General features: G+C 69.9%; 22 protein-coding genes, 1 rRNA gene and 1 riboswitch. Of the genes, 15 read left to right on the forward strand and 8 right to left on the reverse strand.

Annotated features, from left to right (window positions below):
• Positions 1–163 precede the first annotated feature (163 nt).
• The 11 genes from rrf (at position 164) to ACZ4NT_RS11370 (ending at position 10,717) form a co-directional block, all read left to right on the forward strand.
• Positions 164–280 (forward strand): 5S ribosomal RNA (gene rrf, locus ACZ4NT_RS11320).
• Positions 281–430: 150 nt separating this feature from the next.
• Entirely contained in the window at positions 431–1,039 is a 609-nt protein-coding gene (locus tag ACZ4NT_RS11325; protein ID WP_121404514.1) for a CDP-alcohol phosphatidyltransferase family protein, read from the forward strand.
• A 111-nt stretch (positions 1,040–1,150) separates the two neighbouring features.
• Positions 1,151–3,646 carry a mannose-1-phosphate guanyltransferase gene (locus ACZ4NT_RS11330; protein ID WP_121404515.1) on the forward strand — a complete coding sequence of 832 codons (2,496 nt, stop codon included), beginning with the start codon at positions 1,151–1,153 and terminating at the stop codon, positions 3,644–3,646.
• Between the two features lie 158 nt (positions 3,647–3,804).
• A complete protein-coding gene (locus tag ACZ4NT_RS11335; RefSeq protein WP_467724855.1) occupies positions 3,805–4,641 on the forward strand; it encodes a DUF881 domain-containing protein in 837 nt (278 codons plus the stop codon).
• On the forward strand, positions 4,638–4,970 hold the full coding sequence (locus ACZ4NT_RS11340) for a small basic family protein (RefSeq protein ID WP_003988855.1): 333 nt from the start codon (positions 4,638–4,640) through the stop codon (positions 4,968–4,970). The genes ACZ4NT_RS11335 and ACZ4NT_RS11340 overlap by 4 nt, the downstream gene beginning before the upstream one ends.
• Positions 4,971–4,975: 5 nt before the next feature.
• On the forward strand, positions 4,976–5,869 hold the full coding sequence (locus ACZ4NT_RS11345) for a DUF881 domain-containing protein (protein ID WP_467724857.1): 894 nt from the start codon (positions 4,976–4,978) through the stop codon (positions 5,867–5,869).
• A 61-nt stretch (positions 5,870–5,930) separates the two neighbouring features.
• Entirely contained in the window at positions 5,931–6,905 is a 975-nt protein-coding gene (locus ACZ4NT_RS11350; protein WP_121404517.1) for an FHA domain-containing protein, read from the forward strand.
• A gap of 38 nt (positions 6,906–6,943) precedes the next feature.
• The gene (gene ftsR / locus ACZ4NT_RS11355; protein ID WP_121404518.1) at positions 6,944–7,699 is read left to right on the forward strand and encodes a transcriptional regulator FtsR; all 756 of its coding nucleotides are present in this window, start codon (positions 6,944–6,946) and stop codon (positions 7,697–7,699) included.
• An 83-nt stretch (positions 7,700–7,782) separates the two neighbouring features.
• Positions 7,783–8,256 carry a bifunctional nuclease family protein gene (locus ACZ4NT_RS11360; protein WP_006123076.1) on the forward strand — a complete coding sequence of 158 codons (474 nt, stop codon included), beginning with the start codon at positions 7,783–7,785 and terminating at the stop codon, positions 8,254–8,256.
• A 217-nt stretch (positions 8,257–8,473) separates the two neighbouring features.
• Positions 8,474–9,103 carry a MerR family transcriptional regulator gene (locus ACZ4NT_RS11365; RefSeq protein ID WP_121404519.1) on the forward strand — a complete coding sequence of 210 codons (630 nt, stop codon included), beginning with the start codon at positions 8,474–8,476 and terminating at the stop codon, positions 9,101–9,103.
• Positions 9,104–9,208: 105 nt separating this feature from the next.
• A complete protein-coding gene (locus ACZ4NT_RS11370) occupies positions 9,209–10,717 on the forward strand; it encodes a DNA polymerase IV (RefSeq protein WP_467724860.1) in 1,509 nt (502 codons plus the stop codon).
• On the opposite strand, the gene ACZ4NT_RS11375 is transcribed toward ACZ4NT_RS11370, so the two are convergent.
• Positions 10,642–11,010 (reverse strand): PRC-barrel domain-containing protein, encoded by a 369-nt coding sequence (locus ACZ4NT_RS11375; protein WP_183116904.1) that lies wholly within the window; start codon positions 11,008–11,010, stop codon positions 10,642–10,644. The two genes, ACZ4NT_RS11370 and ACZ4NT_RS11375, sit on opposite strands and share 76 nt — an antisense overlap.
• A gap of 116 nt (positions 11,011–11,126) precedes the next feature.
• Positions 11,127–11,221, forward strand: a riboswitch (glycine riboswitch).
• 180 nt (positions 11,222–11,401) lie between these two features.
• On the opposite strand from ACZ4NT_RS11375, the gene gcvP reads away from it, so the two are divergent.
• Positions 11,402–14,287: an aminomethyl-transferring glycine dehydrogenase gene (gene gcvP / locus ACZ4NT_RS11380; protein WP_121404522.1), complete on the forward strand. Its 2,886-nt coding sequence runs from the start codon at positions 11,402–11,404 to the stop codon at positions 14,285–14,287.
• A 97-nt stretch (positions 14,288–14,384) separates the two neighbouring features.
• Here the strand turns inward: gcvP and ACZ4NT_RS11385 are convergent, their stop codons facing one another.
• A complete protein-coding gene (locus tag ACZ4NT_RS11385; RefSeq protein WP_121404523.1) occupies positions 14,385–14,591 on the reverse strand; it encodes a DUF5999 family protein in 207 nt (68 codons plus the stop codon).
• A 378-nt stretch (positions 14,592–14,969) separates the two neighbouring features.
• A complete protein-coding gene (locus ACZ4NT_RS11390) occupies positions 14,970–15,566 on the reverse strand; it encodes a hypothetical protein (protein WP_121404524.1) in 597 nt (198 codons plus the stop codon).
• Between the two features lie 491 nt (positions 15,567–16,057).
• On the opposite strand from ACZ4NT_RS11390, the gene ACZ4NT_RS11395 reads away from it, so the two are divergent.
• Positions 16,058–17,575 (forward strand): glutamate-cysteine ligase family protein, encoded by a 1,518-nt coding sequence (locus ACZ4NT_RS11395; protein WP_467724864.1) that lies wholly within the window; start codon positions 16,058–16,060, stop codon positions 17,573–17,575.
• A 71-nt stretch (positions 17,576–17,646) separates the two neighbouring features.
• On the opposite strand, the gene ACZ4NT_RS11400 is transcribed toward ACZ4NT_RS11395, so the two are convergent.
• Complete coding sequence (locus ACZ4NT_RS11400) at positions 17,647–19,410, reverse strand: substrate-binding domain-containing protein (RefSeq protein WP_467724866.1); 1,764 nt, start codon at positions 19,408–19,410, stop codon at positions 17,647–17,649.
• 183 nt (positions 19,411–19,593) lie between these two features.
• Here ACZ4NT_RS11400 and ACZ4NT_RS11405 point away from each other — a divergent pair, with 183 nt between their 5' ends.
• Positions 19,594–20,394, forward strand: coding sequence for a CPBP family intramembrane glutamic endopeptidase (locus ACZ4NT_RS11405; RefSeq protein WP_121404527.1), 801 nt, complete (start codon positions 19,594–19,596; stop codon positions 20,392–20,394).
• Positions 20,395–20,482: 88 nt separating this feature from the next.
• Here ACZ4NT_RS11405 and ACZ4NT_RS11410 read toward each other — a convergent pair whose 3' ends face one another.
• Together ACZ4NT_RS11410 and ACZ4NT_RS11415 are read right to left on the reverse strand one after the other, a co-directional pair.
• Complete coding sequence (locus tag ACZ4NT_RS11410; RefSeq protein ID WP_467724869.1) at positions 20,483–21,292, reverse strand: PhzF family phenazine biosynthesis protein; 810 nt, start codon at positions 21,290–21,292, stop codon at positions 20,483–20,485.
• A gap of 149 nt (positions 21,293–21,441) precedes the next feature.
• Positions 21,442–22,092, reverse strand: a complete 651-nt coding sequence (locus ACZ4NT_RS11415; RefSeq protein WP_467724871.1) for a class I SAM-dependent methyltransferase — start codon at positions 22,090–22,092, stop codon at positions 21,442–21,444.
• Positions 22,093–22,248: 156 nt separating this feature from the next.
• Here ACZ4NT_RS11415 and ACZ4NT_RS11420 point away from each other — a divergent pair, with 156 nt between their 5' ends.
• On the forward strand, positions 22,249–22,887 hold the full coding sequence (locus ACZ4NT_RS11420; protein ID WP_121404530.1) for a PadR family transcriptional regulator: 639 nt from the start codon (positions 22,249–22,251) through the stop codon (positions 22,885–22,887).
• A gap of 76 nt (positions 22,888–22,963) precedes the next feature.
• Here ACZ4NT_RS11420 and ACZ4NT_RS11425 read toward each other — a convergent pair whose 3' ends face one another.
• Positions 22,964–23,338 (reverse strand): hypothetical protein, encoded by a 375-nt coding sequence (locus ACZ4NT_RS11425; protein WP_467724873.1) that lies wholly within the window; start codon positions 23,336–23,338, stop codon positions 22,964–22,966.
• A 948-nt stretch (positions 23,339–24,286) separates the two neighbouring features.
• Entirely contained in the window at positions 24,287–24,715 is a 429-nt protein-coding gene (locus tag ACZ4NT_RS11430; RefSeq protein WP_121404531.1) for a type II toxin-antitoxin system Rv0910 family toxin, read from the reverse strand.
• Positions 24,716–24,719: the final 4 nt, after the last annotated feature.

Genomic DNA, 24,719 nt, shown 5'->3' on the forward strand with positions numbered 1-24,719 from the left:
GGTTGATAGGCCAGATCTGGAAGCACCGCAAGGTGTGGAGGTGACTGGTACTAATAGGCCGAGGGCTTGTCCTCAGTTGCTCGCGTCCACTGTGTTGGTTCTGAAACCACGAACAACCGTCGTAGCCTATTGGTCACGGCTCCGGTTGACAGTTTCATAGTGTTTCGGTGGTCATAGCGTGAGGGAAACGCCCGGTTACATTCCGAACCCGGAAGCTAAGCCTTACAGCGCCGATGGTACTGCAGGGGGGACCCTGTGGGAGAGTAGGACGCCGCCGAACAAATTTTAGAGCTCCGGCTCTCGGGCATTTGCCCGAGAGCCGGAGCTTTTTTTGTTTTCCGGCGGCGCCCGCACCCCTCCGGCTCGCAGCGTGAGGGCTGCGGGTAAGGTCAGGGGGCATCGTTGGCTCGTTCCCACAGGAGGCCCCCGGGTGGAGGTCCAGGAGACCCGCGTCCAGACAGACCGGGTGCTCACCATCCCGAACATCCTCAGCATGGCGCGCCTCGTCGGCGTACCCGTCTTCCTGTGGCTGATCCTGTGGCCCGAGTTCGGCGGCCCCAACAGCGACGTCTGGGCCCTTCTGATCCTCATGCTCAGCGGCATCAGCGACTACCTGGACGGAAAGCTCGCCAGGCGCTGGAACCAGATCAGCAGCCTAGGCCGGCTGCTCGATCCCGCGGCCGACCGTCTGTACATCCTGTCCACCCTCGTCGGTCTCACCTGGCGGGAGATCCTCCCGCTCTGGCTGACGGGTGTGCTGCTGGCGCGTGAGCTGGTCCTGCTGGTCATGGTGGGCATCCTCCGGCGTCACGGCTATCCGCCGCCGCAGGTGAACTTCCTGGGCAAGGCGGCGACCTTCAACCTGATGTACGCCTTCCCGTTGCTGCTGCTCAGCGACGCGAGCGGCTGGATCGCGTCAGTCGGAGCCATTTTCGGATGGGCGTTCGCCGGGTGGGGTACAACCCTGTACTGGTGGGCAGGAGTCCTCTACGTGGTTCAGGTCCGCCGTCTTGTCACGGCGGACACCATGGCCGATTGAGCTCGCCCATTGCGGGGCTGTAGTGGCTCGTTGGCCCGCCGGCGAAATGTGCGGGACAATTTGGACGGGTGAAGTCGGCTAGACCGTCTCTTCAAGGAGGACGCTTCCGACATGAAGGCCGTCGTGATGGCCGGAGGCGAAGGCACGCGCCTTCGCCCTATGACCTCGAGCATGCCCAAGCCGCTCCTGCCTGTGGCGAACCGCCCGATCATGGAGCACGTGCTTCGGCTGCTCAAAAGGCATGGGCTCAATGAGACCGTCGTTACCGTCCAGTTCCTGGCCTCGCTGGTCAAGAACTACTTCGGGGACGGCGAAGAGCTCGGGATGGAGCTCACCTATGCCAACGAGGAGAAGCCACTCGGTACCGCAGGGAGCGTCAAGAACGCCGAGGAAGCGCTGAAGGACGACACCTTCCTCGTCATCTCCGGCGATGCGCTGACCGACTTCGACCTCACCGACCTCATCAATTTCCACAAGGAAAAGGGTGGGCTGGTCACCGTCTGCCTCACGCGGGTGCCGAACCCCCTGGAATTCGGCATCACCATCGTGGACGAGGAGGGCAAGGTCGAGCGCTTCCTCGAGAAGCCGACCTGGGGCCAGGTCTTCTCCGACACGGTGAACACGGGCATCTACGTGATGGAGCCGGAGGTCTTCGACTACGTCGAGGCCGATGTCTCCGTCGACTGGTCCGGTGACGTCTTTCCTCAGCTCATGAAGGAAGGCAAGCCCATCTACGGCTACATCGCCGAGGGCTACTGGGAGGACGTCGGCACGCACGAGAGCTATGTGAAGGCGCAGGCCGACGTCCTGGAGCGCAAGGTCGACGTCGAGATCGACGGCTTCGAGATCTCCCCGGGTGTCTGGGTGGCCGAGGGTGCCGAGGTGCATCCCGATGCTGTGCTCCGCGGCCCGCTCTACATCGGCGACTACGCCAAGGTGGAAGCGGACGCCGAGATACGCGAACACACCGTCGTCGGCTCCAACGTCGTCGTCAAGAGCGGCGCGTTCCTGCACAAGGCCGTCGTGCACGACAACGTGTACATCGGGCAGCACAGCAATCTGCGCGGGTGCGTGGTCGGCAAGAACACCGACATCATGCGAGCGGCGCGGATCGAGGACGGCGCCGTCATCGGTGACGAGTGCCTGGTGGGTGAAGAATCGATCATCCAGGGGAACGTACGCGTCTACCCCTTCAAGACGATCGAGGCCGGCGCCTTCGTCAACACGTCCGTGATCTGGGAGTCGCGGGGGCAGGCGCATCTGTTCGGTGCGCGCGGTGTCTCCGGAATCCTGAACGTGGAGATCACCCCGGAGCTGGCGGTGCGTCTCGCGGGCGCATACGCGACGACGCTCAAGAAGGGCTCCACCGTCACGACGGCCCGTGACCACTCCCGTGGTGCCCGTGCCCTGAAGCGCGCGGTGATCTCGGCTCTGCAGGCCAGCGCCATCGACGTACGCGACCTGGAGAACGTGCCGCTGCCGGTGGCCCGGCAGCAGACCGCCCGAGGAAGCGCCGGCGGCATCATGATCCGGACGACCCCCGGTGTGCCGGACTCGGTCGACATCATGTTCTTCGACGGTGACGGCGCCGACCTGTCGCAGGCGAGCCAGCGCAAGCTGGACCGGGTGTTCGCGCGGCAGGAGTACCGGCGTGCGTTCCCGGGCGAGATCGGCGACCTGCACTTCCCGGCCAGCGTCTACGACTCGTACACCGGTTCGCTGCTGCGCAACGTCGACACCACCGGGATCGCGGAATCCGGGCTGAAGGTCGTCGTGGACGCCTCCAACGGCAGCGCCGGACTCGTGCTGCCCAGCCTGCTGGGCAAGCTCGGTGTCGACGCGCTCACCATCAACCCCGGTCTCGACGAGTCGAGGCCCACCGAGACGGTGGAGGCACGCCGGTCGGGGCTGGTGCGGCTCGGTGAGATCGTGGCGTCCGCTCGGGCCGCGTTCGGGGTGCGCTTCGACCCGGTCGGTGAGCGGCTCTCGCTCGTCGACGAGAAGGGGCGGATCGTCGAGGACGACCGGGCCCTGCTGGTGCTCCTCGACCTGGTGGCCGCGGAGCGGCGCAGCGGCCGGGTGGCGCTGCCGGTGACCACCACGCGTATCGCCGAGCAGGTGGCGGCGTACCACGGGACGCAGGTCGAATGGACGACGACGTCGCCCGACGACCTGACCCGGGTCGGACGCGACGAGTCGACGATCTTCGGCGGCGACGGCCGCGGCGGCTTCATCATCCCGGAGTTCAGCAGTGTCTTCGACGGCACGGCTGCCTTCGTACGGCTCATCGGGCTGGTGGCGCGGACGCAGCTCACGCTCAGCCAGATCGACGCGCGGATCCCGCGGGCGCACGTGCTCAAGCGCGACCTCGCCACTCCGTGGGCCGTGAAGGGCCTCGTCATGCGACGCGTCGTGGAGGCCGCCGGGGACCGCTCCGTCGACACGACCGATGGCGTACGGGTCGTGGAGGCCGACGGGCGCTGGGTGATGGTGCTGCCCGACCCCGCGGAGGCGGTGACGCATCTGTGGGCCGAGGGACCCGACGACGCGTCGGCCCAGGCCCTGCTCGACGAGTGGGCGGCGATCGTGGACAGCGCCGGGCGCTGAGCAAGCGGCGTGCCGGACAAGTGCCTCCAAGGGGGCCTGTCCGGCACGCCGGTGGGGCCATTCGGAGGTAGCAGTCGCGACGTGCGACGATGTGCGGCATGCCGCAGCAGCCCCCCGTTCGGAGCACCCCCACGCGAACCGCGCGCCCGGATGCCTCCATGTCGCTGCTCACCAACGTGATGGACCACAGCCTCGACGACGGTTATGCCGAGGCCGCCGCGCGGAAGGAGTCCGACGGCGCCGGCGGCATGCCGAAGACGCTGCGGGCCAAGCTGGGCCTCGCGGCCGGTCTGGTGCTGGCAGGGCTGGTGGTGACGGTCGGGGCGGCACAGGCGCGGGTGGCCGCCCCCACGGTCGCCAAGGAGCGCCAGGAGCTCATCGACCGCATCGAGAGCGAGACCGCCTCCGCGGACAAGCTGGAAGACACCGTCGACACCTTGCGTGACGATGTGAGTGCACAGCAGCGTGAGGCGTTGAAGAAGGACGGCGGCAGTGACCGGGCCGACCTGGTGGGCATCCTTTCGGGTGCCACGGCGGTGCACGGCCCCGGAGTGAAACTGGTCGTGAACGATGCCAAGGACGCCTCCTCGGGAGGCAACGGCGATCCGCGCGAGACCTCCGACTTCTCCGACACGGGCCGGGTGCGCGACCGCGACATGCAGCGTGTCGTCAACGGGCTGTGGCAGTCCGGCGCCGAGGCCGTCTCGATCAACGGACAGCGGCTGACGGCACTGTCCGCGATCCGCGCCGCGGGTGACGCGATACTGGTCGACAACAAGCCGCTCGTGCCGCCGTACACGGTGCTCGCGGTGGGGGACGGCAAGCGGCTGAGCACCCGGTTCCAGAACAGCGCGGACGGGCTTTATCTGAACGCGCTGCAGGAGAACTTCCACATCCGGACCGGCATCTCCGTGGAGGACGACCTCCGCCTGCCCGCCGCGCCGAGTGTGATCGTACGAACAGCAGAGCCGAGCACAGAGAAGGGCACATCGTGATCGCCGTACTGGGCCTCGTCGTGGGAGTCGTGGCTGGATTGTTGGTCCGGCCCGAGGTCCCGGCCGTCGTCGAGCCTTATCTTCCGATCGCCGTGGTCGCGGCGCTCGACGCCGTGTTCGGCGGCCTGCGCGCGATGCTCGACGGCATCTTCGACGACAAGGTCTTCGTGGTGTCCTTCCTGTCGAACGTGGTCGTGGCCGCACTGATCGTATTCCTGGGCGACAAGTTGGGCGTCGGTGCCCAGCTCTCCACCGGTGTGGTGGTCGTCCTGGGCATCCGGATCTTCTCCAACGCCGCGGCCATCCGCCGGCACGTCTTCCGGGCGTGAGACCGATGAGCGACGAGGACAAGACGCCCAAGGCCTCCGATGGCGCCGAGAGCGCCGAGACGGCCGAGAGTTCGGAGCACCGCCTGCGCAGGGAGCTGCCCGAGGAGGTGCCCGCGGCGCCCGAGCCGTCCGGACCCGGGACGGACCGGGCGGAACCGGACGCTGGGGAGCCGTCGCTGACCGGTCGTCAGCGGCTGGCCAAGGGGCTGTGGCCGCCCCGGGTGACGCGGGCCCAACTCATCGTGGCGCTGCTGCTGTTCGGTCTCGGCTTCGGGCTGGCCGTGCAGGTCGCTTCCAACAGCGACAGCGGCAGCGCCCTGCGGGGCGCGCGCCAGGAGGATCTCGTACGCATCCTCGATGAACTCGACGACCGTACTCAGCGTCTTGAGGACGAGAAGCAGGGTCTGGAGGATCAGCGGACCGAACTGCGCAACAGCTCCAACCAGGCCGAGGAGGCCCGCAAGCAGACGGTCGAGAAGGAGAAGCAACTCGGCATTCTGGCGGGCACGGTGGCGGCCCAGGGGCCCGGCATCACGGTGACCATCGACGACACGAAGGGGACGGTCCAGGCGGACATGTTGCTCGATGCGATCCAGGAACTGCGCGCGGCCGGGGCGGAGGCGATCCAGGTCAACGGAGTACGGGTGGTCGCCGACACCTATCTGACGGATTCCGGAGGCGGAGTGAGCGTCGACGGGAACAAGATCACCCAGCCCTATCGTTTCAAGGTCATCGGCAAGCCGCAGGACCTGGAGCCGGCGCTCAACATCCCCGGAGGCGTGGTGCAGACGCTGGAGAAGGAGCAGGCCACCGTCACGGTGGACCGCTCGACGAAGATCGTTGTGGATGCCTTGCGAGCGGCGAAGCGGCCTGACTACGCTCGGTCGTCCTCGCGGTGAGCGGCGGGCGCATGGGGGCCGCCGGGCCAGGGCAGGAGGTTGCGGGGGGTCGGCGCACCGAATGGGTGGTGCGTGGTGGAAACTGTCAGGTGGATACGGACGTTGTGAGGATGTCCGGGTCGACCGGTGTGTTCAATCAGGGTTCGTCCTGCCCCACGGGCGGGTCTGTTTCGGTCAAGGGGAATCGCCCGTGAAGTTGTTTGCGAAGTTGTTCGGCAAGAGCGCACGAGAGGGCAGCGACAACGCGACTGCCCGGCACCGTGCACCGCGCCCCGGGGACGGGGAGGGACAGGGCGGCGAGCGCCCGCTGTTCCGGGATCAGGTCGCTGGTCCGGGCGGTGACATTCCCGGTGGTCAGGGCGCGCCGTCTGTTGACCCTGCCGCGTCCGGGCGCATAGGTTTCGGAGATCCGTCGACCTCGGGTGCGGGTGGAGGCTTCGCCTCGGATCCGTACGCGTCCCAAGCCCCTGGGGGGCAGCCGCGGCAGGAGGATCCGTCCATGTCGGCCCTGGTGTGTACGAGGTGCGGCAACCGCAACGCGGAGAACAGCCGGTTCTGTTCCAACTGCGGTGCGCCGCTGCGGGGCGGTGCCGTTCCCGAGCGGCCGTCCGAGACGACCTCCACGATCTCCATCTCCGGCCTCGAGGCCTACGACTCCGAGGTGACGGGCCAGACGCCGTCGCCGGCGCTCTCCCCGGAGGCGCAGGCGGCCGTCGACGCCCTGCCGATCGGTTCGGCGCTCCTCGTGGTGCGCCGCGGTCCGAACTCGGGCAGCCGCTTCCTGCTGGACGGTGAGCTGACCACGGCGGGGCGCCATCCGCAGAGCGACATCTTCCTCGACGACGTGACCGTGTCGCGTCGCCATGTGGAGTTCCGTCGCGCCGCGGACGGGTCGTTCACGGTGGCCGACGTCGGCAGCCTGAACGGTACGTACGTCAATCGGGAGCGGATCGACCAGGTCGCCCTGTCGAACGGCGACGAGGTGCAGATCGGCAAGTACCGGCTGGTGTTCTACGCGAGCCAGCGGGGCGTCTGACGACCCGAACTCCGTCCGGGGGGACCCAGGGAAGGTCCATGCTTCAAACACCGAGCGGCGGTACCGGCAGCGGTACCGCCGCCGCGGACAGCGGGCTGATGAGCATCGGCTCGGTGCTGAACATGCTGCGCGAAGAGTTCCCCGAAGTGACCATCTCCAAGATCAGATTCCTGGAGGCGGAGGGGCTCATCGAGCCACAGCGGACCCCCTCGGGGTACCGCAAGTTCAGCGCGCACGACGTCGAGCGGCTCGGCCACGTCCTGCGGATGCAGCGGGACCACTATCTGCCGCTGAAGGTCATCCGGGAGCACCTGGACGCCCTGGAGCGCGGCGAAGAGGTGCGGCTGCCCACGCTGGGGCGCCAGCGGGACGTCGGCGACGGTGAGCGCCTCGGAGACCTCCTGACGGACCCGGAGGCGCCCACAGCGGCCCGTATCGGCCGTGACGAGCTGCTGGCCGCCGCCGAGATCGACGAGCGGGAGCTCAAGGAGTGGGAGTCGTACGGGCTCGTCACTCCACTGCCGGACGGCGGGTACGACGCCGAGGTGGTCACGGTCGCCGCGCTCGTGGTCGAGCTGGGGCGGTTCGGGATCGAGCCGCGCCACCTCCGGGCGATGAAGGCCGCCGCCGACCGTGAGGCCGGCCTCGTCGACCAGGTGGTGGCGCCGCAGCGGCGCCACCGCAACCCGCAGACCAGGGCCCATGCCGAGGCCCGTACGAAGGAACTGGCGGGCCTCACGGTCAAGCTCCACGCGGCTCTGGTGCAGACCGCGCTGGGTGTTCGACTGCCCTGAGCGGGGTGTTCGCCGGTGGCGGATCGTCCACCCGTTCTGTGCCCGACTACCCAAACGTCCCGAGCACGGCCTAGGGTTGCTGTGTGAACGAGCTCGATGTCGTAGGTGTCCGGGTCGAAATGCCCTCCAACCAACCGATCGTGCTCCTGCGCGAAGTGGGAGGCGACCGCTACCTCCCCATCTGGATCGGCCCGGGGGAGGCGACGGCGATCGCCTTCGCCCAGCAGGGCATGGCCCCCGCAAGACCGCTGACCCACGACCTGTTCAAGGACGTGCTGGAGGCCGTCGGCCAGGAGCTCACCGAAGTGCGCATCACGGACCTGCGTGAGGGCGTCTTCTACGCCGAGCTGGTGTTCGCCAGCGGGGTGGAGGTGAGCGCGCGGCCGTCCGACGCCATAGCGCTCGCGCTGCGCACCGGGACGCCGATCTACGGCAGCGACGGGGTGCTCGACGACGCGGGGATCGCGATCCCGGACGAGCAGGAGGACGAGGTGGAGAAGTTCCGCGAGTTCCTCGACCAGATCTCTCCCGAGGACTTCGGGACCAACAGTCAGTGACGTCCCCGGACGCCCGGGAATCCGACCGGCACATGCCGGGGGCCAGTGAGCGTGGTGACGGCCCGTGCGGAGAGCATTCGGCTAGCCTTTCCCCGCGGTGGGGCACGGGAAACCACTCCTAGGGTGATTATCACTCGGCGTGCCGAGTGTGGCGATCGTTGACGCACCCCTGGCGACTGCCTACCGTCGAGAAGGCAGTTCAAGGACGGAGGTCGGCGTGAGAAGCAGCGGCGACGGTACGGCTGGGGGTGCCCCCGGACGTCTGGGGGAGAGCGGCCCGTACCCGCTTCACGGCAACGCGGCCGGCCCCGCTCCACAGCGGCCGACAGCGGTGCCGGACGGAGGGGCGGTGTCCGAGGAGATCGGTTACCGCGGTCCCACGGCGTGTGCGGCGGCGGGTATCACCTATCGCCAGCTGGACTACTGGGCCCGTACCGGCCTGGTCGAGCCGAGTGTGAGACCGGCCCACGGATCGGGGACGCAGCGCCTCTACAGCTTCCGGGACGTCGTGGTCCTGAAGATCGTCAAGCGGTTCCTCGACACGGGGGTCTCGCTGCAGAACATCCGCACCGCGGTCCAGCACCTGCGTGAGCGCGGGTTCCGTGATCTGGAGCGGATGACGCTCATGAGCGACGGCGCGACGGTCTACGAGTGCTCCTCGCCGGACGAGGTCCACGCGCTGCTCCAGGGCGGTCAGGGCGTCTTCGGGATCGCCGTGGGGGTCGTCTGGCGGGACGTGGAGGGCGCGCTCTCCCAGTTGCACGGCGAGCGGGTCGACACCGGCGAGACGCTCGTCGGGCAGAACCCCACCGACGAACTGGCCCGGCGGCGCAACCGCGCGGTCTGACGTCACGCGGTCCGTCGGCGCCCGGTGGCGCCGACGCGACGACGGCCGGGGGAGGAGCCCCCGCGCGACGGGGCATTGTCAGTGGCGTAGGGCAGCATCGGACATGTGAGAACCACGCCCACGATCCTGCATCTCGACATGGATGCCTTCTTCGCCTCGGCCGAGCAGGCGGCCAAGCCGAGCCTGCGCGGCAAGGCCGTGGTCGTGGGCGGGCTGGGCGTGCGCGGTGTGGTCGCCACCGCCTCGTACGAGGCCCGTGTCTTCGGGGTGCATTCCGCGATGCCCATGGCGCAGGCGCGCCGGCTCGCGCCGAACGCCGCGTACCTCGTACCGCGCTTCGGGCTGTACCGGGAGGTCAGCGAGCAGGTGATGGGCCTGCTGCGGGCGCTGTCGCCGCTCGTGGAGCCGCTGAGCCTGGACGAGGCGTTCGTCGATCTGGAGGCCGGGGGGACGGCCTGGGACGAGACGTCGGCGCGGCTGGTCGGCGGGAAGCTGCGCGCGGACATCCGGGCCGTCACGGGGCTGACCGGGTCGGTGGGGCTCGCGGCCTCCAAGATGCTCGCCAAGATCGCTTCCGAGCAGGCCAAGCCCGACGGACTGGTGCTGATCGAGCCGGGCACCGAGCGCGCGCTGCTGGGGCCGCTGTCGGTGCGGACGCTGCCGGGCGTGGGGCCCGCGACCGGGGACCACCTGCGGCGGGCCGGGATCACCACTGTCGAGGAGCTCGCCGAGGCCGGCGAGGACGAGCTGGTGCGGCTGCTGGGGAAGGCCCACGGGCACGCGCTCCACGCGATGGCCCTCGCCCACGACGACCGGCCCGTGGTGGCCGAGCGGGAGACGAAGTCGGTGTCGGTCGAGGACACCTACGAGGTGGACATCCACGACCGGGTGCGGGTCGCCACGGAGGTGCAGCGGCTGGCCGACCGATGTGTGCAGCGGTTGCGGGGCGCCGGGCGGTCGGGGCGGACCGTGGTGCTCAAAGTGCGGCGGTACGACTTCTCCACGCTGACCCGGTCCGAGACGCTGCGCGGGCCCACGGACGATCCGTCGGTGGTGCGCGAGGCCGCTGCCCGGCTGCTGGACTCGGTGGACACGACGGGCGGGGTGCGGCTGCTGGGCGTCGGCGTGACGGGGCTGGCCGACTACACGCAGGAGGACCTGTTCGCGCAGGCCCAGGCCGCCGCGGGCGAGCTGCTGGCGCAGGAGCAGGCCGAGGAGGAGGGCGCGCAGGAGGCCGTCGCGGAGGCGGCACCGCCGGCCGAGCGGCGCTGGCCCGCGGGGCACGACGTGCGGCACGCCGAGTACGGGCACGGCTGGGTGCAGGGAAGCGGTCTGGGGCGCGTCACGGTGCGCTTCGAGACGCCGTACTCGGAGCCCGGCCGGGTCCGTACGTTCCGGACCGACGATCCCGCGCTGGAGCCCGCCGAACCGCTTCCCCTGGTCGCGGCGGCGCTGGACGCTGCCGGCGCCGCAGGGGAGGACCCAGGGCCGGCGGCGCCCGTGACGGATGCGGAGGGGGATCCCGGAGGGCGGGCCGGTCAGGCCTCCTCGGAGCCCGCGAGCCGGCCGAAGTCGTGGTCGGGCGGGGCCGGGGACGCCAGATCGAGGCCGTAGTGGTGGTAGAGCTGGAGTTCCTGTTCCGGAGAGAGGTGGCGGCCCACGCCGAAGTCGGGCGCGTCCTTGATGAGGGCGCGGTCGAAGGGGACCCGGAGAGCCCCTTCCACGACCTCGCTGGGCTCCAGCGGCACGAAGGCGTCCCGGCTGAACAGGCCCGTGCGTATGGCCGCCCACTCGGGCGCTCCGGTGGCGTCGTCGAGGTACACCTCGTCGACCGTGCCGATCTTGGTGCCCTTGCGGTCGAACGCCTTGCGGCCGATCAGGTTGCGCGGATCGATGTCGGTCTGCACGGGCCCTCCTCTTGGTCGCAAAACTCATCCGTAAGCACTACAAAAGAGCACATTCAGGAAGGTGGCCACTCGAAAGCCCGTGCGTCGTCCTCGCTGGTAGGCTGGCAAGCGGCTGCTGACCCCGTGCGGGAGAGTCCTCCGGCGAGACCGGAGGCGCCGAAGGAGCAAATCCTCCCCGGAATCTCTCAGGCACACGTACCGCACGGACGAGGTCACTCTGGAAAGCAGGGCGGGTGTCGTCGGGCTCCCGCTCTCACCGACGGTGAAAGCCGGGTCGTCCGTCGGGACGGGCCGGTGAAGCTCTCAGGTTGAGATGACAGAGGGGGAGGCCGTCGGGGTACCCGCGTCGTGGTACCCCCCGAAGGTCGCGTCAGACCAGGAGGCCTCCGCAATGACCGCCCATCGCATTCCGCTCTCCGAGCTCGAACAGGGCATCCCCTTCGAGCAGCGCCACATCGGGCCCGACCACGAGGCCCAGGCCAAGATGCTCGCGCAGGTCGGATACGGCTCGCTCGACGAGCTCACGGCCGCCGCGGTCCCGGACGTCATCAAGAACGCCGACGCCCTCGACCTGCCGGGTGCGCGCACCGAGGCCGAGGTCCTGGCGGAGCTCCGCTCCCTCGCGGACCGCAACCAGGTGCTCGACTCGATGATCGGCCTCGGCTACTACGGCACCTTCACGCCGCCGGTGATCCTGCGCAACGTCATGGAGAACCCGGCCTGGTACACCGCGTACACGCCCTACCAGCCGGAGATCTCGCAGGGCCGCCTGGAGGCGCTGCTCAACTTCCAGACCGTGGTCGCCGAGCTGACCGGGCTGCCGACCTCAGGCGCCTCGCTGCTCGACGAGGGCACCGCCGCCGCCGAGGCGATGGCGCTGTCCCGGCGGATGGGCAAGAACAAGAAGGGCCTCTTCCTCGTCGACGCGGACGCCCTGCCGCAGACCATCGCCGTCATCGAGACCCGCGCCGAGCCCACCGGTGTCGAGGTCGTCGTCGCCGACCTCGCCGAGGGCATCCCGGCCGAGGTCGCCGGGCGCGAGATCAACGGCGTGCTGATCCAGTACCCGGGCGCCTCCGGTGCCGTACGCGACATCAAGCCGGTGATCGAGCAGGCGCACGAGCTCGGTGCGGTGGTCACCGTCGCCGCCGACCTGCTCGCGCTCACCCTGCTCACCGCACCCGGCGACCTCGGTGCCGACATCGCGGTCGGCACGACCCAGCGCTTCGGTGTGCCGATGGGCTTCGGCGGGCCGCACGCCGGTTACATGGCGGTGCGCGAGAAGTTCGCGCGCAGCCTGCCCGGGCGGCTCGTGGGCGTGTCCGTCGACGCGGACGGGCACAAGGCCTACCGCCTGGCCCTGCAGACCCGTGAGCAGCACATCCGCCGCGAGAAGGCCACCAGCAACATCTGTACCGCTCAGGTGCTGCTCGCCGTGATGGCCGGCATGTACGCGGTGTACCACGGACCCGAGGGCCTGCGGACGATCGCCCGGCGCACGCACCGTTACGCCACGATCCTCGCCGCGGGCCTCCGCGCCGGCGGTGTCGAGGTCGTCCACGGCGCCTACTTCGACACGCTGACCGCACGGGTGCCGGGCCGCGCCTCCGCGGTCGTGGCCGCCGCCCGCGAGGGCGGGGTCAACCTGCACCTCGTGGACGCCGACCACGTGTCGATCGCCTGCGACGAGACCACCGGCCGCAAGCAGCTCGCCGCCGTCTGGTCCGCGTTCGGGGTCGAGGCCGACATCGAGGAGCTGGACGCCTCGGCCGCGGACACGCTGCCCGAGCAGCTGCTGCGCACCGACGACTACCTCGCGCACCCGGTCTTCAACCAGTACCGCTCCGAGACCGCCATGCTGCGCTACCTGCGCAGGCTGTCCGACCGGGACTACGCGCTCGATCGCGGCATGATCCCGCTCGGCTCCTGCACGATGAAGCTCAACGCGACGACCGAGATGGAGCCGGTCACCTGGCCCGAGTTCGGTCAGCTGCACCCGTTCGCGCCCGCCGAGCAGGCGGGGGGGTATCTGACCCTCATCCGTGAACTGGAGGAGCGGCTCGCCGAGGTCACCGGCTATGACAACGTCTCGCTGCAGCCCAATGCCGGTTCGCAGGGCGAGCTGGCGGGTCTGCTCGCCGTACGCGGCTACCACCGCGCCAACGGTGACGAGCAGCGCACCATCTGCCTCATCCCGTCCTCCGCGCACGGCACCAACGCCGCCAGTGCCGTGATGGCCGGCATGAAGGTCGTCGTTGTGAAGACCGCCGGGGACGGCGAGATCGACGTCGAGGACCTGCGGGCCAAGATCGAGCAGTACCGCGACGAACTCGCCGTCCTGATGATCACGTACCCCTCCACGCACGGTGTCTTCGAGGAGCACGTCGCCGACATCTGCGCCCAGGTGCACGAGGCGGGCGGCCAGGTGTACGTCGACGGGGCCAACCTCAACGCGCTGGTGGGTCTGGCCAAGCCGGGCCACTTCGGCGGCGACGTCTCGCACCTGAACCTGCACAAGACGTTCTGCATCCCGCACGGCGGCGGTGGCCCGGGCGTGGGACCGGTCGGTGTCCGCGCGCACCTCGCCCCGTACCTGCCGAACCACCCGCTGCAGCCCGCGGCCGGTCCGGAGACCGGCGTCGGCCCGATCTCGGCCGCTCCCTGGGGCTCCGCCGGCATCCTGCCGATCTCGTGGGCGTACGTCCGGCTCATGGGCGGCGAAGGCCTCAAGCGGGCGACGCAGGTGGCGGTGCTGTCCGCCAACTACATCGCCAAGCGCCTGGAGCCGCACTACCCGGTGCTGTACACCGGTCCGGGCGGACTCGTCGCGCACGAGTGCATCATCGACCTGCGCGGGCTGACCAAGGCGACCGGTGTCAGCGTCGACGACATCGCCAAGCGGCTGATCGACTACGGCTTCCACGCGCCGACGATGTCGTTCCCGGTGGCGGGGACGCTGATGATCGAGCCGACCGAGTCCGAGGACCTGGTGGAGCTCGACCGGTTCTGCGAGGCGATGATCGCCATCCGCGCCGAGATCGAGAAGGTCGGCACGGGCGAGTGGCCGGCCGAGGACAACCCGCTGCGCGGCGCTCCGCACACCGCGGCGGCGCTGGGCGGCGACTGGGAGCACGCCTACAGCCGCGCCGAGGCCGTCTTCCCGGCCGGTGTCTCGGCCGCGGACAAGTACTGGCCGCCGGTCCGCCGGATCGACCAGGCGTACGGCGACCGCAACCTCGTCTGCTCCTGCCCGCCGCTGGACGCTTACGAGGAGTAGTCACCGCGGGACATACGTCGGGGCCGGTTCGGAGAGTGATTCTCCGGGCCGGCCCCTCTTGTGCGCGGGTGGCCGTCGCGGCCACCCGGTGTGCGGCTCAGGCGGCCGTCATCACCTGCGCGGTGCCCAGTGGGCGGTGCGGGGCGATGATCTGACCGTCGGGCAGGAGCTCACCGGTGTCCTCGAACAGGACGACGCCGTTGCACAGCAGGCTCCATCCCTGCTCCGGGTGGTGCGCCACATGAAGGGCGGCTTCCCGGTCGGCGGAGTCGGCTGTGGGACACGGTGGCTGGTGCTGGCACATGGATGGGTTCTTTCGCTGTGTCGTGACGTGTGAGCTGGCTGTCGTATCTGTCCTGCGGCTCGGAACGCTGTTCATGGCCGCCCCCCGTTGATAAGTCGGTCTGGAACCAGTGTTGCCCTACGGGCGTCAATCCGCAGGGATTTGGCAGCAGCACTTCTCACAGGTTGATGACGCATCACCCGTGCGGGCGGTTCATCCCAACTGCACTGTCCCTTCGGGTGGTTCGCGGTGGTCGGATGGGGCTAGTCCGGACGGGCGCGAGGGGAACAAGGCTCGGACGAGCGCGGAGGAGCCCGAAGGAGCGGCGTGCCCCGCAGTCGTCGACCGACTGCGGGGCACGGTGCCTGCGACGGGGGTGGGCGGCCCCGGTGGGCGCGCCTACGCGGGAGAGCCGAGCAGCGGGGCCGCGGGAGTCGCGGGTGTCAGCCGGTGGGTGAGGACGGGCAGCAGTTCGGCGACCCGGTGCGGACGGTGGGCGGCGATACCGGGCGGGGCGGGCGCCAGCGGCACCAGCAGATCGGTGGCCAGCGGTTGTCCGGTGGCACCGTCCGCGGCGCAGTCGCCGTGCAGCCAGAGCGTGAGCATGTACAGCTCGGGCACGGACAGGAGCCGCGGCTGGTAGGGCTGTTGCATGTTCTCCGCCTGCCGCAGGGCGCGCTCGGTGGCGGTGACGTAGGGGCCCTCGAAGAAGTGGGAGAAGGCCCAGCCGTCGGGAGTCAGCATCGTCTCGGCGGCGGCCACGGCGCGCTCGCCGCTGCGGATCAGGAACCGCCACCCGGCGAGGCGGGTGGCGGAGGCGCCGGCGGGCGTGATCCGGTCGAGCACGTGGACGGGCAGCGGGGTCTCGGGGGTCACGGGTCCCTGCGCGGCGCGCAGCGACGGAGTTCGCGCCTCGCGGACAGCGGTGGGGGAACCGAGTGCCGTGAGGACGGAGCGCAGGGCGGGCGCGGGAGCCGGGGGGACATGCAGCGGCATGGTGGGTCGCCTCTCATTCGACAGGCAGGGTGGCGCGAGGGCGGGGGCGGACGACACTGTCAGCTCTCGGGGTCAGAGGGGCGGATGCAACGACGGCGAGCGCCTACTCTCTGCCTCGTTTGCGGAGTTTATACGACACGTGTTCACACAATGTTTCGTCTAGCTGTTCCGCGTATGAAGAACAAGAGCCTATTCGGTCGGCGAAACGTGTGATTCATCCGTGTTCCGCAGGGGTCGCGCGGAGCTGACCTCGAAATACCCCGCCGGAGCGGTCGGCCGATTCTCGTCGGCGTTTTTCACGAGCGCGTGCCGGAGTGAAACTGCACGCTGCACCATGCCTGGTGAATGTGCCCGGGGGTACTCGCGTTCAGCGTAGCGGGCCAGGGGCCCGCCCGGGGACGTTATGGATCGCGTTGCCGGGGCATCATCCACCGTGACCGTGTACCAGAGCGGCCGGAGCATCGGCCTACCCATCCGAGGAGGGAACTTCGATGGGAGAGAAGGTCGTGGCGGGGTCGTTCGACCTGTCCGATCGGCAGCGCTACCGCAGGAAGCTGCAGCAGTGCCTGACGGGACTCGAGCGGCTGCTGGCGGAGCAGCGCTTCGAGCGTCCGCGGAATCTGATGGGGCTGGAGATCGAGCTGAATCTCGCGGGGCCCGACGGCATGCCGCGGATGATGAATGCGGAAGTACTCGACCGGATAGCCAGCAAGGATTTCCAAACAGAACTTGCCATGTTCAATCTTGAAGTGAACATTGCTCCCCATCGACTGGCCGGGAGGGTTTTCGACCAGCTCTCAGAGGAACTGAACACGTCCCTCGCGTATGCGCACCGCAAGGCGAACGAGGTCGACGCCGGAATCGTGATGATCGGCATTCTGCCGACCCTCGGCCGCGACGACCTGGTCTCCTCGAACCTGTCGGACGTCGACCGCTACACCTTGCTGAACGACCAGATCGTGGCCGCCCGCGGCGAGGACTTCGCGCTCGACATCGACGGGGTGGAGCGACTCGTCTGCACCTCGCGCTCCATCGCGCCTGAGGCGGCGTGCACCTCCGTCCAGCTGCATCTGCAGGTCACCCCGGCCCGCTTCGCGGACGTCTGGAACGCGGCGCAGGCGGTCGCCGCCGCACAGGTCGCGATCGGGGCCAACTCGCCGTTCCTGTTCGGGCACGAACTATGGCGGGAGTCCCGGCCCCCGCTGTTCCTGCAGTCCACGGACACCCGGCCGCCGGAGTTGCAGGCCCAAGGGGTCCGGCCGCGCACGTGGTTCGGCGAGCGGTGGATCTCGTCCGCCTTCGACCTCTTCGAGGAGAACCTGCGTTACTTCCCGGCGCTGCTGCCGATCTGCGACGAGGAGGATCCGCTCAAGGTGCTCGACGGCGGCGGGATCCCCAAGCTCTCCGAGCTGGTCCTGCACAACGGCACCGTCTACCGCTGGAACCGCCCGGTGTACGACATCGCCGACGGGGTGCCGCATCTGCGCGTCGAGAACCGCGTGCTGCCCGCCGGCCCCACCGTCACCGACGTCATCGCCAACACGGCGTTCTACTACGGGCTGGTCCGCGCGCTCGCCGACGAGGCGAAGCCCGTCTGGACACGGCTGCCCTTCGAGGCCGCGGCGGACAACTTCGACGCCGCGTGCCGGGAGGGCATCGACGCCCGGCTGACCTGGCCGGGGCGGGGACGCCACGGCGGGACGGTCGAGGTGGACGCCGTCGACCTGATCCGGGACGAGCTGCTCCCGCTGGCGGCGGCGGGTCTGGACGCGTGGGGAGTCGAGCCGGCCGACCGGGACTTCTACCTGGGCGTGATCGAGGAGCGGTGCCGGCTCCGGGTGAACGGCGCGAGCTGGCAGGCGGCCACCTTCCACCAGGCCCTGGAGAAGGGGCTCGGCCGGGATGCCGCGCTGGCCGCGACCACCAAGCGGTACTCCGAGCTGATGCGGGTCGGCGAGCCGGTGCACACGTGGCCGGTGGGGCTGCCGGAACCGGCGCCGCTGGGGTGAAATCCGTGTGATGCGCCGACGCCTGCGAGGGCGGTTCCCTGAAGGGCGTCGGCGTACCAGGCGGGCGGGTGTCAGTCCTGGCTGCCCGCCGCCACGATCGCCGTCAGGACGACCGAGTGGATCTGGGACGGCTCGCTGACCTTGTGGCCGGAGCCGCCGGTCGCCGCGGCGATCTGCTCGGCCTCCTCCCGGTCGGCCTCCGGGCCCACGGCGATCGCGATCAGCGGGACCGGACGGTCGGGATCGGCCAGCTCCTCCAGCGCGGCGACGAGCCCGGAGCGCGAGATGCTGCCCGGGTCCTGGTTCACCCCGTCGGTCAGCACGACCAGCGCGTTGAACTTTCCCCGCACGTACGACTCGGTGGCGGCCCGGTACGCGGCCAGCGTCGTGTCGTACAGGCCCGTCGCGCCACCGGGCACCGGCTTCAGGCCCTTGAACGCCGCCGACAGCCTGTCGCGCTGTGTGCCGCCGCCCGCCCGGTCGCCGAGTCGCCGGGTCGGCACCAGAACGCGGTAGTCGCGGTCGCCCCGGAGCTTCGTGGAGAACTCCCAGAGCCCGACCTCGTCCTCGGAGGTGAAGGTGGCCAGGGCCTGCAGCAGCGACTCCCGGGTGACGTCCATGCGGGTCCGCTCGGTGCCGGGAACCGTCCGCGCCATGGACGCGGAGGCGTCGACGACCGTCGTGACGCGGGCGCTCTGGACGGTGATCGTCCACATGGCCAGGGCTTCCTGGAGAGCCCTGGCCGACGCCGGTTCGGGTGCCGACTCCGCGTACGGCTGCGGGGACCGGCCGCCCGCCTTGGTGATCAACGTGTCGGGTGCGGTGTCCGCCTCCGGACGGAAGCCGTGCTTCTGCAGGATCCCGCGTCCGTCGGACTCGCCCAGGTACGTCATGAACCGAAGGGCCGCGCGGCTCTCGTCGGTGGTCAGCCGTGCCTCGTCGACCAGCGTGAAGGGGTAGTCGAGCCGCGGCGATCCGTCCTTCGGATAGAACAGGTCGAGCGCGGGGCCGTTGTCCGTCGCGGAGTTGTGGGCGAACGTCGCCTGCTCGGAGAGGATCAGGGCCTCGTTGCGTTCCGGTTCGCCCCGCCCATCGTCCGAGGAGTCGTGGCGCAGTGTGTCCAGGGCCTGTCTGTCACCGCGTGCCGTGCGCTGCGACAGCCCCTTCGCCAGCGCCGCGACCCGGTTGTCGCCGCTCTTCGAGCCGGCCGCCGCGGAGGTGAGCCGGGTGAGTGCCAGCAGACCGGTCGCGCTGCGCGCGGGGTCGGCCGAGCCGAGCTTCAGTCCGTCGTCCGCCAGGGCCGCGCCCGCCAGCTCGGTCCAGGTGTACGTCTTGTCGGGCCATCCCAGTGATCGGGCGGCCGCCGGGACCACGGCCACGCCCACCGGCGAGGAGGCGACGGTACCCGCCTGGGTGACCCGGGTCGCCCCGCTGTCCCCGGTGACGCGCTGCACCCAGAGGTCCGAGTCCGGCACCCACACCTGGACGTCGGACCTCCGGCCCGACAGGAGCGCGTCCGTGACCCGGTACGCCTCACGGGCCGTCACGCCGATGTCCAGGCAGTGGCCGTCGGAGGTGATGTCGCGGGCGCGGGCGCGGTCCGCCGCGGCCTCGAGGGCGGGGGCGATGTCGGGCGAGGCGGCCACCTCGAGCCGGACCGCGTCGTCCCGGCAGGAGGAACCGAACGAGAACAGGCCGCTGTGCGCCGCGGCCGCGGTGCCCGCCGCGACGGTGAGCACCAGGACGGTGGCGACGGCCACGTTGCGGCGGCGGGCGCGAAGGCGGGGGTCGGCGCCACCCGCTCCGTACCCGTCGGGCAAGCTGTGACGTCCCATGGCGTGATGCCCTCCCTGATGAGCCCCGGGCCGTGAACAGCCGTAGGACTGGACACGGGGGAGGTACGCCTCGACGGTGCCCGTCCCCCCGACGGCCTGTCGCGCACGATCTTCGCAACTTCTTTCGAGACCCTAGCGGGGCGAAGATGGGGACGAGGCGGGATTACTCAACTGGAGGCGGGAGTGCAGGTGGAGGCGGGGTCGGTGGCCGGTTCTTTTCCCGAGGAACGGCTTTCACGACGGATTTTCCGGGACGAGACCCTGCTGGTCCTCGGGCTCTCGCTCGGTGCGAGCGGGGTCTCCGCGCTGATCAGCTTCGTCGGATCGGTCACGAAGCCGGGCGGCCTCAAGGATCAGGCGGCCACCCTGAACGCCTCGGCCGCGCCGGGACGTCCGTGGCTGGATCTGGCGTGGCAGCTCTTCGGCATCGCCTCGGCGCTGGTGCCGGTCGCGCTGGTGGCCCACCTGTTGATGCGCGAGGGGGAGGGGATGCGCACGCTCGGCTTCGACCGTACGCGGCCCTGGCCGGACCTCGGGCGGGGGACGGCGATCGCGGCGGTGATCGGCAGTACGGGCATCGCGTTCTACCTGGCGGCCCGTGGGTTCGGCTTCAATCTCACGGTGGTTCCCGAGGCGCTGCCCGACGTGTGGTGGAAGTACCCCGTACTGGTGCTCTCCGCCCTGCAGAACGCGGTGCTCGAAGAGGTGATCGTCGTCGGCTATCTGCTGCGGCGACTCGGGCAGTTGGGGTGGACGCCGGGGACGGCGCTGGTGGCGAGCGCGGTGCTGCGCGGCTCGTACCACCTGTACCAGGGCATCGGCGGGTTCCTCGGGAACATGGCGATGGGGCTGGTCTTCGCGTACCTCTACCGGCGCTGGGGCCGGGTCGGACCGCTGGTGGTGGCCCACTCGCTGCTCGACATCGGGGCGTTCGTGGGGTACGCGCTGCTGGCGGGCAAGGTGGGGTGGCTGCCGACGGCGTGAGCGGATCGCACGGATTCGGCGAGGGGCGTACGAGGATGCGTACGCCCCTTTCCCGTGCTCGCGCACCCCTTTTCCGTGCGCGTGGCTCTCAGGCGAGGAGTTCACCGTCGATGACGGTGACCGCGCGCCCGGTGAGCAGGGTGCGGTCGCCGCGCAGCCGGGTACGGACGCGGCCCGAGCGCGGGGAGGCCTGGAGGCCGGTCAACTCGGGGCTGCCGAGGCGCTCTGACCAGAACGGGGCGAGGGCCGTGTGGGCGCTGCCGGTGACCGGGTCCTCGTCGATGCCCACGTTCGGGAAGAAGCAGCGGGAGACGAAGTCGTAGCCCTGGGCCGGGTCTTCGGCGCGGGCGGTGGCGATGATGCCGCGTTCGGAGTACCGCGCGAGGGCCTTGTGGTCCGGGGTGAGGCCGAGGACGGTCTTCTCGTCGGCCAGCTCGACCAGCAGGTCGCCGCTGTGGGGGCCGGTGTCGAAGGTGCTGAGGGGTTCGGCGCCGAGGGCCTCGGCGACCCCGTCGGGGATCTCTGTCGCGGTGAGGGGAGCCGTCGGGAAGTCCAGGGTGAGGGAACCGTCCTCCTGGGGTGTCGCGGTGAGCACGCCGCTGCGGGTCGCGAACCGCACCGGTCCGCGGTGGGCGTCCGTCGTGTGCAGCACGTGGGCGGCGGCCAGCGTGGCGTGCCCGCACAGCGCGACCTCGGTGGTCGGTGTGAACCAGCGCAGGGCCCAGTCGGCCTCGCCGCCCTCGGGGAGGCGGTGGGTGAACGCGGTCTCGGCGTGGTTGACCTCGCGGGCGATGTCCTGGAGGCGGGCGTCGTCCGGGAAGGCGTCGAAGAGCAGGACGCCGGCCGGGTTGCCGGCGAAGGGGCGGTCGGTGAAGGCGTCGACGATTCGAATGCGCATGACGGTGACGCTAGCCGCGACCGGCTGCCGGGGACCAAGTCCAATCCGGGACTACCGGCCCGCTTTTGCGGGGACGCGCCCCGGCGAGCGTTGCGCAGGACGCGGGGGTGCTGGGCGGGGGCCCTGGGCCGCGCCGAAGGCCTCTGCCCTCAGGGCCGGTGGGCCAGGAACGTGGCGACCCTTCGTTTCGAACTTCCGTCCGGCTCCTGCACCACGCGCGCCGTGAGGGTGAGCCCGGACCGCTCCAGCAGGCCCGCGATCCGGTCCGCGGGCAGGAGGTGGGACTCGTACGACACCGGGTGGCCGCCGTAGGCCCGCGTCGGCTGGAGGCGCTCGCCGTCTCCGACATGCCCCGCGAGCATCAGCCGGCCGCCTGGCGCGAGGGTGCGGCGGAACTCGGCGAACACGGTCGGCAGTACGGCGGGGGGCGTGTGGTGCGTGGAGTAGTAGGCCAGGATGCCGCCCAGGCCGCCGTCCCGGAGCGGGAGCGCGGTCATCGATCCCACCGTGAAGTGGAGGTCGGGGCGGGCTCGCCGGGCGAGCCGGGTCATCTTCGGTGACAGGTCGATGCCGAACGCGGGCAGGCCCAGGTCCGCCAGGTACGCGGTCACCTTGCCGGGGCCGCACCCCAGATCGGCGACCGGCCCGAGGTTCGCGGCCCGCGCACGTTCCGCGAACGCGGCGAGCAGTGCGCGCGACAGGGGGTCCAGCTCCGCCGGGCTTCTGACGAGCGCCGCGTAATCGGTGGCCACGGTGTCGTACGACTCCCGGACCGCCGCGAGGTAGGAGGGCTCGGTCACGCGGCCGACCTTAGGGGAGGGCACCGACAGTCGGACCGAGGAGGAGCCGGGCCGGGCCCACGGGGGGAGCCAGGTGGGGGGCGGCTTGTCACGCGAACTATTCCGATATATCGTTGACGCATCGCGACCGGTCAACGATGGAATGGAGTGATGGCGATGCGTTCCCATGGACAGGAATTCGGCTACGAACACGGACATGGACACCACGGCGGACCCGGCCATCACGGTCGGGGCGGCTTCGAGGGGCGGCGCGGGGCTTTCGGCCCCTTCGGTCCCGGCGGTCCCGGCTTCGGCGGACCGGGCTTCGGTCCGGGTCCCTGGGGTGGGCGGGGCGGCCGGGGCGGTCCGCGGGGCAGGGCGCGGCGCGGCGATGTGCGCGCGTCCATCCTGGCCCTGCTCAAGGACCGGCCCATGCACGGCTACGAGATGATTCAGGAGATCGCCGAGCGCAGCGGCGGGGCGTGGAAGCCCAGCCCGGGTTCGGTCTACCCCACCCTCCAGCTGCTGGAGGACGAGGGCCTGATCATCAGCGAGACCGAGGGTGGCAAGAAGCTGTTCTCGCTCACCGAGGCGGGCCGCACCGCGGCCGGCGAAGGTCCCGACGCGCCCTGGGAGGAAGCCGGGCGCGGAGTCGACTGGGAGGCGCTGAGCGAGATCCGGCAGGCCGGGTTCGGCCTCATGGAGGCGTTCGGCCAGGTCTGGAAGACCGGCAGCAAGGACCAGCGCGACAAGGCGCTGGCGGTCATCAACGAAGCCCGCAAGAAGCTGTACCTGATCCTCGCCGACGAGGACTGACGGCCCGCGGTGGTACATCGCCGACAGGGGCACGCCGGACGGGATTTGCCCGGCGTGCCCCTGTCGGCATGCCTTGCTAGTCGGCCCTGGTGACGCGCCAGGCCACCATGCCGGTGGCTCCGGACACGCTCTCGGTATCGATGACGAGCTTGGCCGGCGGGTCCGTGATGCGGTGGCGAACAGGGACTCCGTCGCAGTCCACGGTCTGGTGGACCGAACTCCTGGTGGCGACGGAAAGAGCGATCCTTCCCTTTCCGGCGCAGACGACCGCGAGTGTGAAGGAGCGTCCCGGCGGCATCTCCGACTGGGTATGGATTCCGTCGCTGACGCGTTCCAGACCGGACTCGACGAACAAGGGGTCGCTGTCGTCGATCGATTCCGTACCCAGCGCCTTCTCTGCCTGCTTGCCGAGCCTCTGCTCGTCATCAGCTCTGGAGGCGGGCGGAGTCACTTCCCCAGCTGCACGCGATGCGGGGGCGTTCGGTCCTGATGAATCGCTGGTGCAACCGGTGGCCAGAGCAAGGGCCAGCAGGGAAGCGCAAATGGCCGGACCGCGGCCCGTGCTCCTGTGTCGGAGCTTCATGAACTCGTTGTCCAGTAGCGCCAACCGGTCCCCTCAGTCGGCAGGTTGGCGGTGCCTGACCCCAGCTTCACTTTGCCGCAACGATCCGAACTGGTCGCGTACTTGGTCCAGCCCACCTTGTAGCCCCAGGAACCGTACAGCGTCTGGGTCCAACGGTGCCCTCGTCGCTCACATCGGGCAGGGCGTCGAGCGCGTTCTCTGCGGCTACCTCGTCGGTCGACATTGGGGAGCCTTCTATGGCGCTGTCGGCTGTCTCCTGGGTGGCGACTTGCTCGGCAGAGACAGTTGCGGGGTGCCGCGTCTTCGCTTCCGGTTTCTGCCGCGTTCGCGGTGCTGGCAATGGTTGAAGCTGGAGCCGCAGCCGCAGTCGCAATGACTATGCGTTGCATAGGCGCTTGTCGCATGTGTTCCCCCTACTTTTTCGCCTGGTCAGGCGGGTCAGGAGGAATCTACGGTGCTTCTGACGCCCTGAAGGATCACTTGTGGATCTTCTGAGCAAGATTCGAGAACAGTGCGACGAAAGCATCTCACTCCGGTCTAGTCCGCGCGTCGGAAGCCTGCGGCTGTCGCGCCTTCGGATGCAGCCCGTCGTCACACACCGAGCGTACGACTCAACGGACGGCGTCATTGGACATCGTCGTCCAGTCCCGCGGCAGGTGAAGGAATTCCTTGCTTCGACCATTCTCGGCTGTGTGTCTGCTGCGTCAGCTCCACCCGTGTCGTTCACGCCGGAAACCCAGCCCGCCTCGCGGCTGACTTGAGGTGCCGGCACCCACCCCACACGGCCGCGGCAGCCTTGGAGGGGCGCTGCGCGGCTCAGGTGACGAGTCCCGCCAGTTTGCGCAGGGACTCGTCGAGCGCCGCCGTCGCCGAATCCTTGAGCTTGCCCGCCATGAGCGAGACGGCCGCGCCGGTGAACTCGCCGTCGATACGGACCGTCGTCGCGTCGCCGTCGGGGATCAGCGTGTAGCGGGTGGCCACGGTGACCGCCATCGGGCCCTTGCCGCGAATGGCGAGAGTGCGGGCCGGTTCCAGGTCCTCGATCGTCCAGTCGACCTCGGCCGGGAAGCCCATGAGCTTCATGTTCTCCGCGAACGTGCCGCCGACCGCGAGGACTTCGGGGCCGCCCTTCGGGAAGCTCGTGTGGGTGGCGTTCCACTCCCCGTACGACGAGAAGTCCGTGAGCTGCGCCCAGACCTTCTCGGCGGGTGCCTCGATCCGTGCCTCCGCGCTGACTTCGGCCATGCGA

This window comes from Streptomyces sp. NPDC026417, assembly GCF_055567695.1.

Excerpts from the sequence above, each read along its gene's own strand:
- ACZ4NT_RS11330 (WP_121404515.1), top strand. The coding sequence starts at position 1,151 with ATGAAGGCCGTCGTGATGGCCGGAGGCGAAGGCACGCGCCTTCGCCCT.
- ACZ4NT_RS11335 (WP_467724855.1), top strand. The coding sequence starts at position 3,805 with ATGTCGCTGCTCACCAACGTGATGGACCACAGCCTCGACGACGGTTAT.
- ACZ4NT_RS11345 (WP_467724857.1), top strand. The coding sequence starts at position 4,976 with ATGAGCGACGAGGACAAGACGCCCAAGGCCTCCGATGGCGCCGAGAGC.
- ACZ4NT_RS11350 (WP_121404517.1), top strand. The coding sequence starts at position 5,931 with ATGGGTGGTGCGTGGTGGAAACTGTCAGGTGGATACGGACGTTGTGAG.
- ftsR (WP_121404518.1), top strand. The coding sequence starts at position 6,944 with ATGCTTCAAACACCGAGCGGCGGTACCGGCAGCGGTACCGCCGCCGCG.
- gcvP (WP_121404522.1), top strand. The coding sequence starts at position 11,402 with ATGACCGCCCATCGCATTCCGCTCTCCGAGCTCGAACAGGGCATCCCC.
- ACZ4NT_RS11385 (WP_121404523.1), bottom strand. The coding sequence starts at position 14,591 with ATGTGCCAGCACCAGCCACCGTGTCCCACAGCCGACTCCGCCGACCGG.
- ACZ4NT_RS11390 (WP_121404524.1), bottom strand. The coding sequence starts at position 15,566 with ATGCCGCTGCATGTCCCCCCGGCTCCCGCGCCCGCCCTGCGCTCCGTC.
- ACZ4NT_RS11395 (WP_467724864.1), top strand. The coding sequence starts at position 16,058 with ATGGGAGAGAAGGTCGTGGCGGGGTCGTTCGACCTGTCCGATCGGCAG.
- ACZ4NT_RS11400 (WP_467724866.1), bottom strand. The coding sequence starts at position 19,410 with ATGGGACGTCACAGCTTGCCCGACGGGTACGGAGCGGGTGGCGCCGAC.
- ACZ4NT_RS11410 (WP_467724869.1), bottom strand. The coding sequence starts at position 21,292 with ATGCGCATTCGAATCGTCGACGCCTTCACCGACCGCCCCTTCGCCGGC.
- ACZ4NT_RS11420 (WP_121404530.1), top strand. The coding sequence starts at position 22,249 with ATGCGTTCCCATGGACAGGAATTCGGCTACGAACACGGACATGGACAC.
- ACZ4NT_RS11430 (WP_121404531.1), bottom strand. The coding sequence starts at position 24,715 with ATGGCCGAAGTCAGCGCGGAGGCACGGATCGAGGCACCCGCCGAGAAG.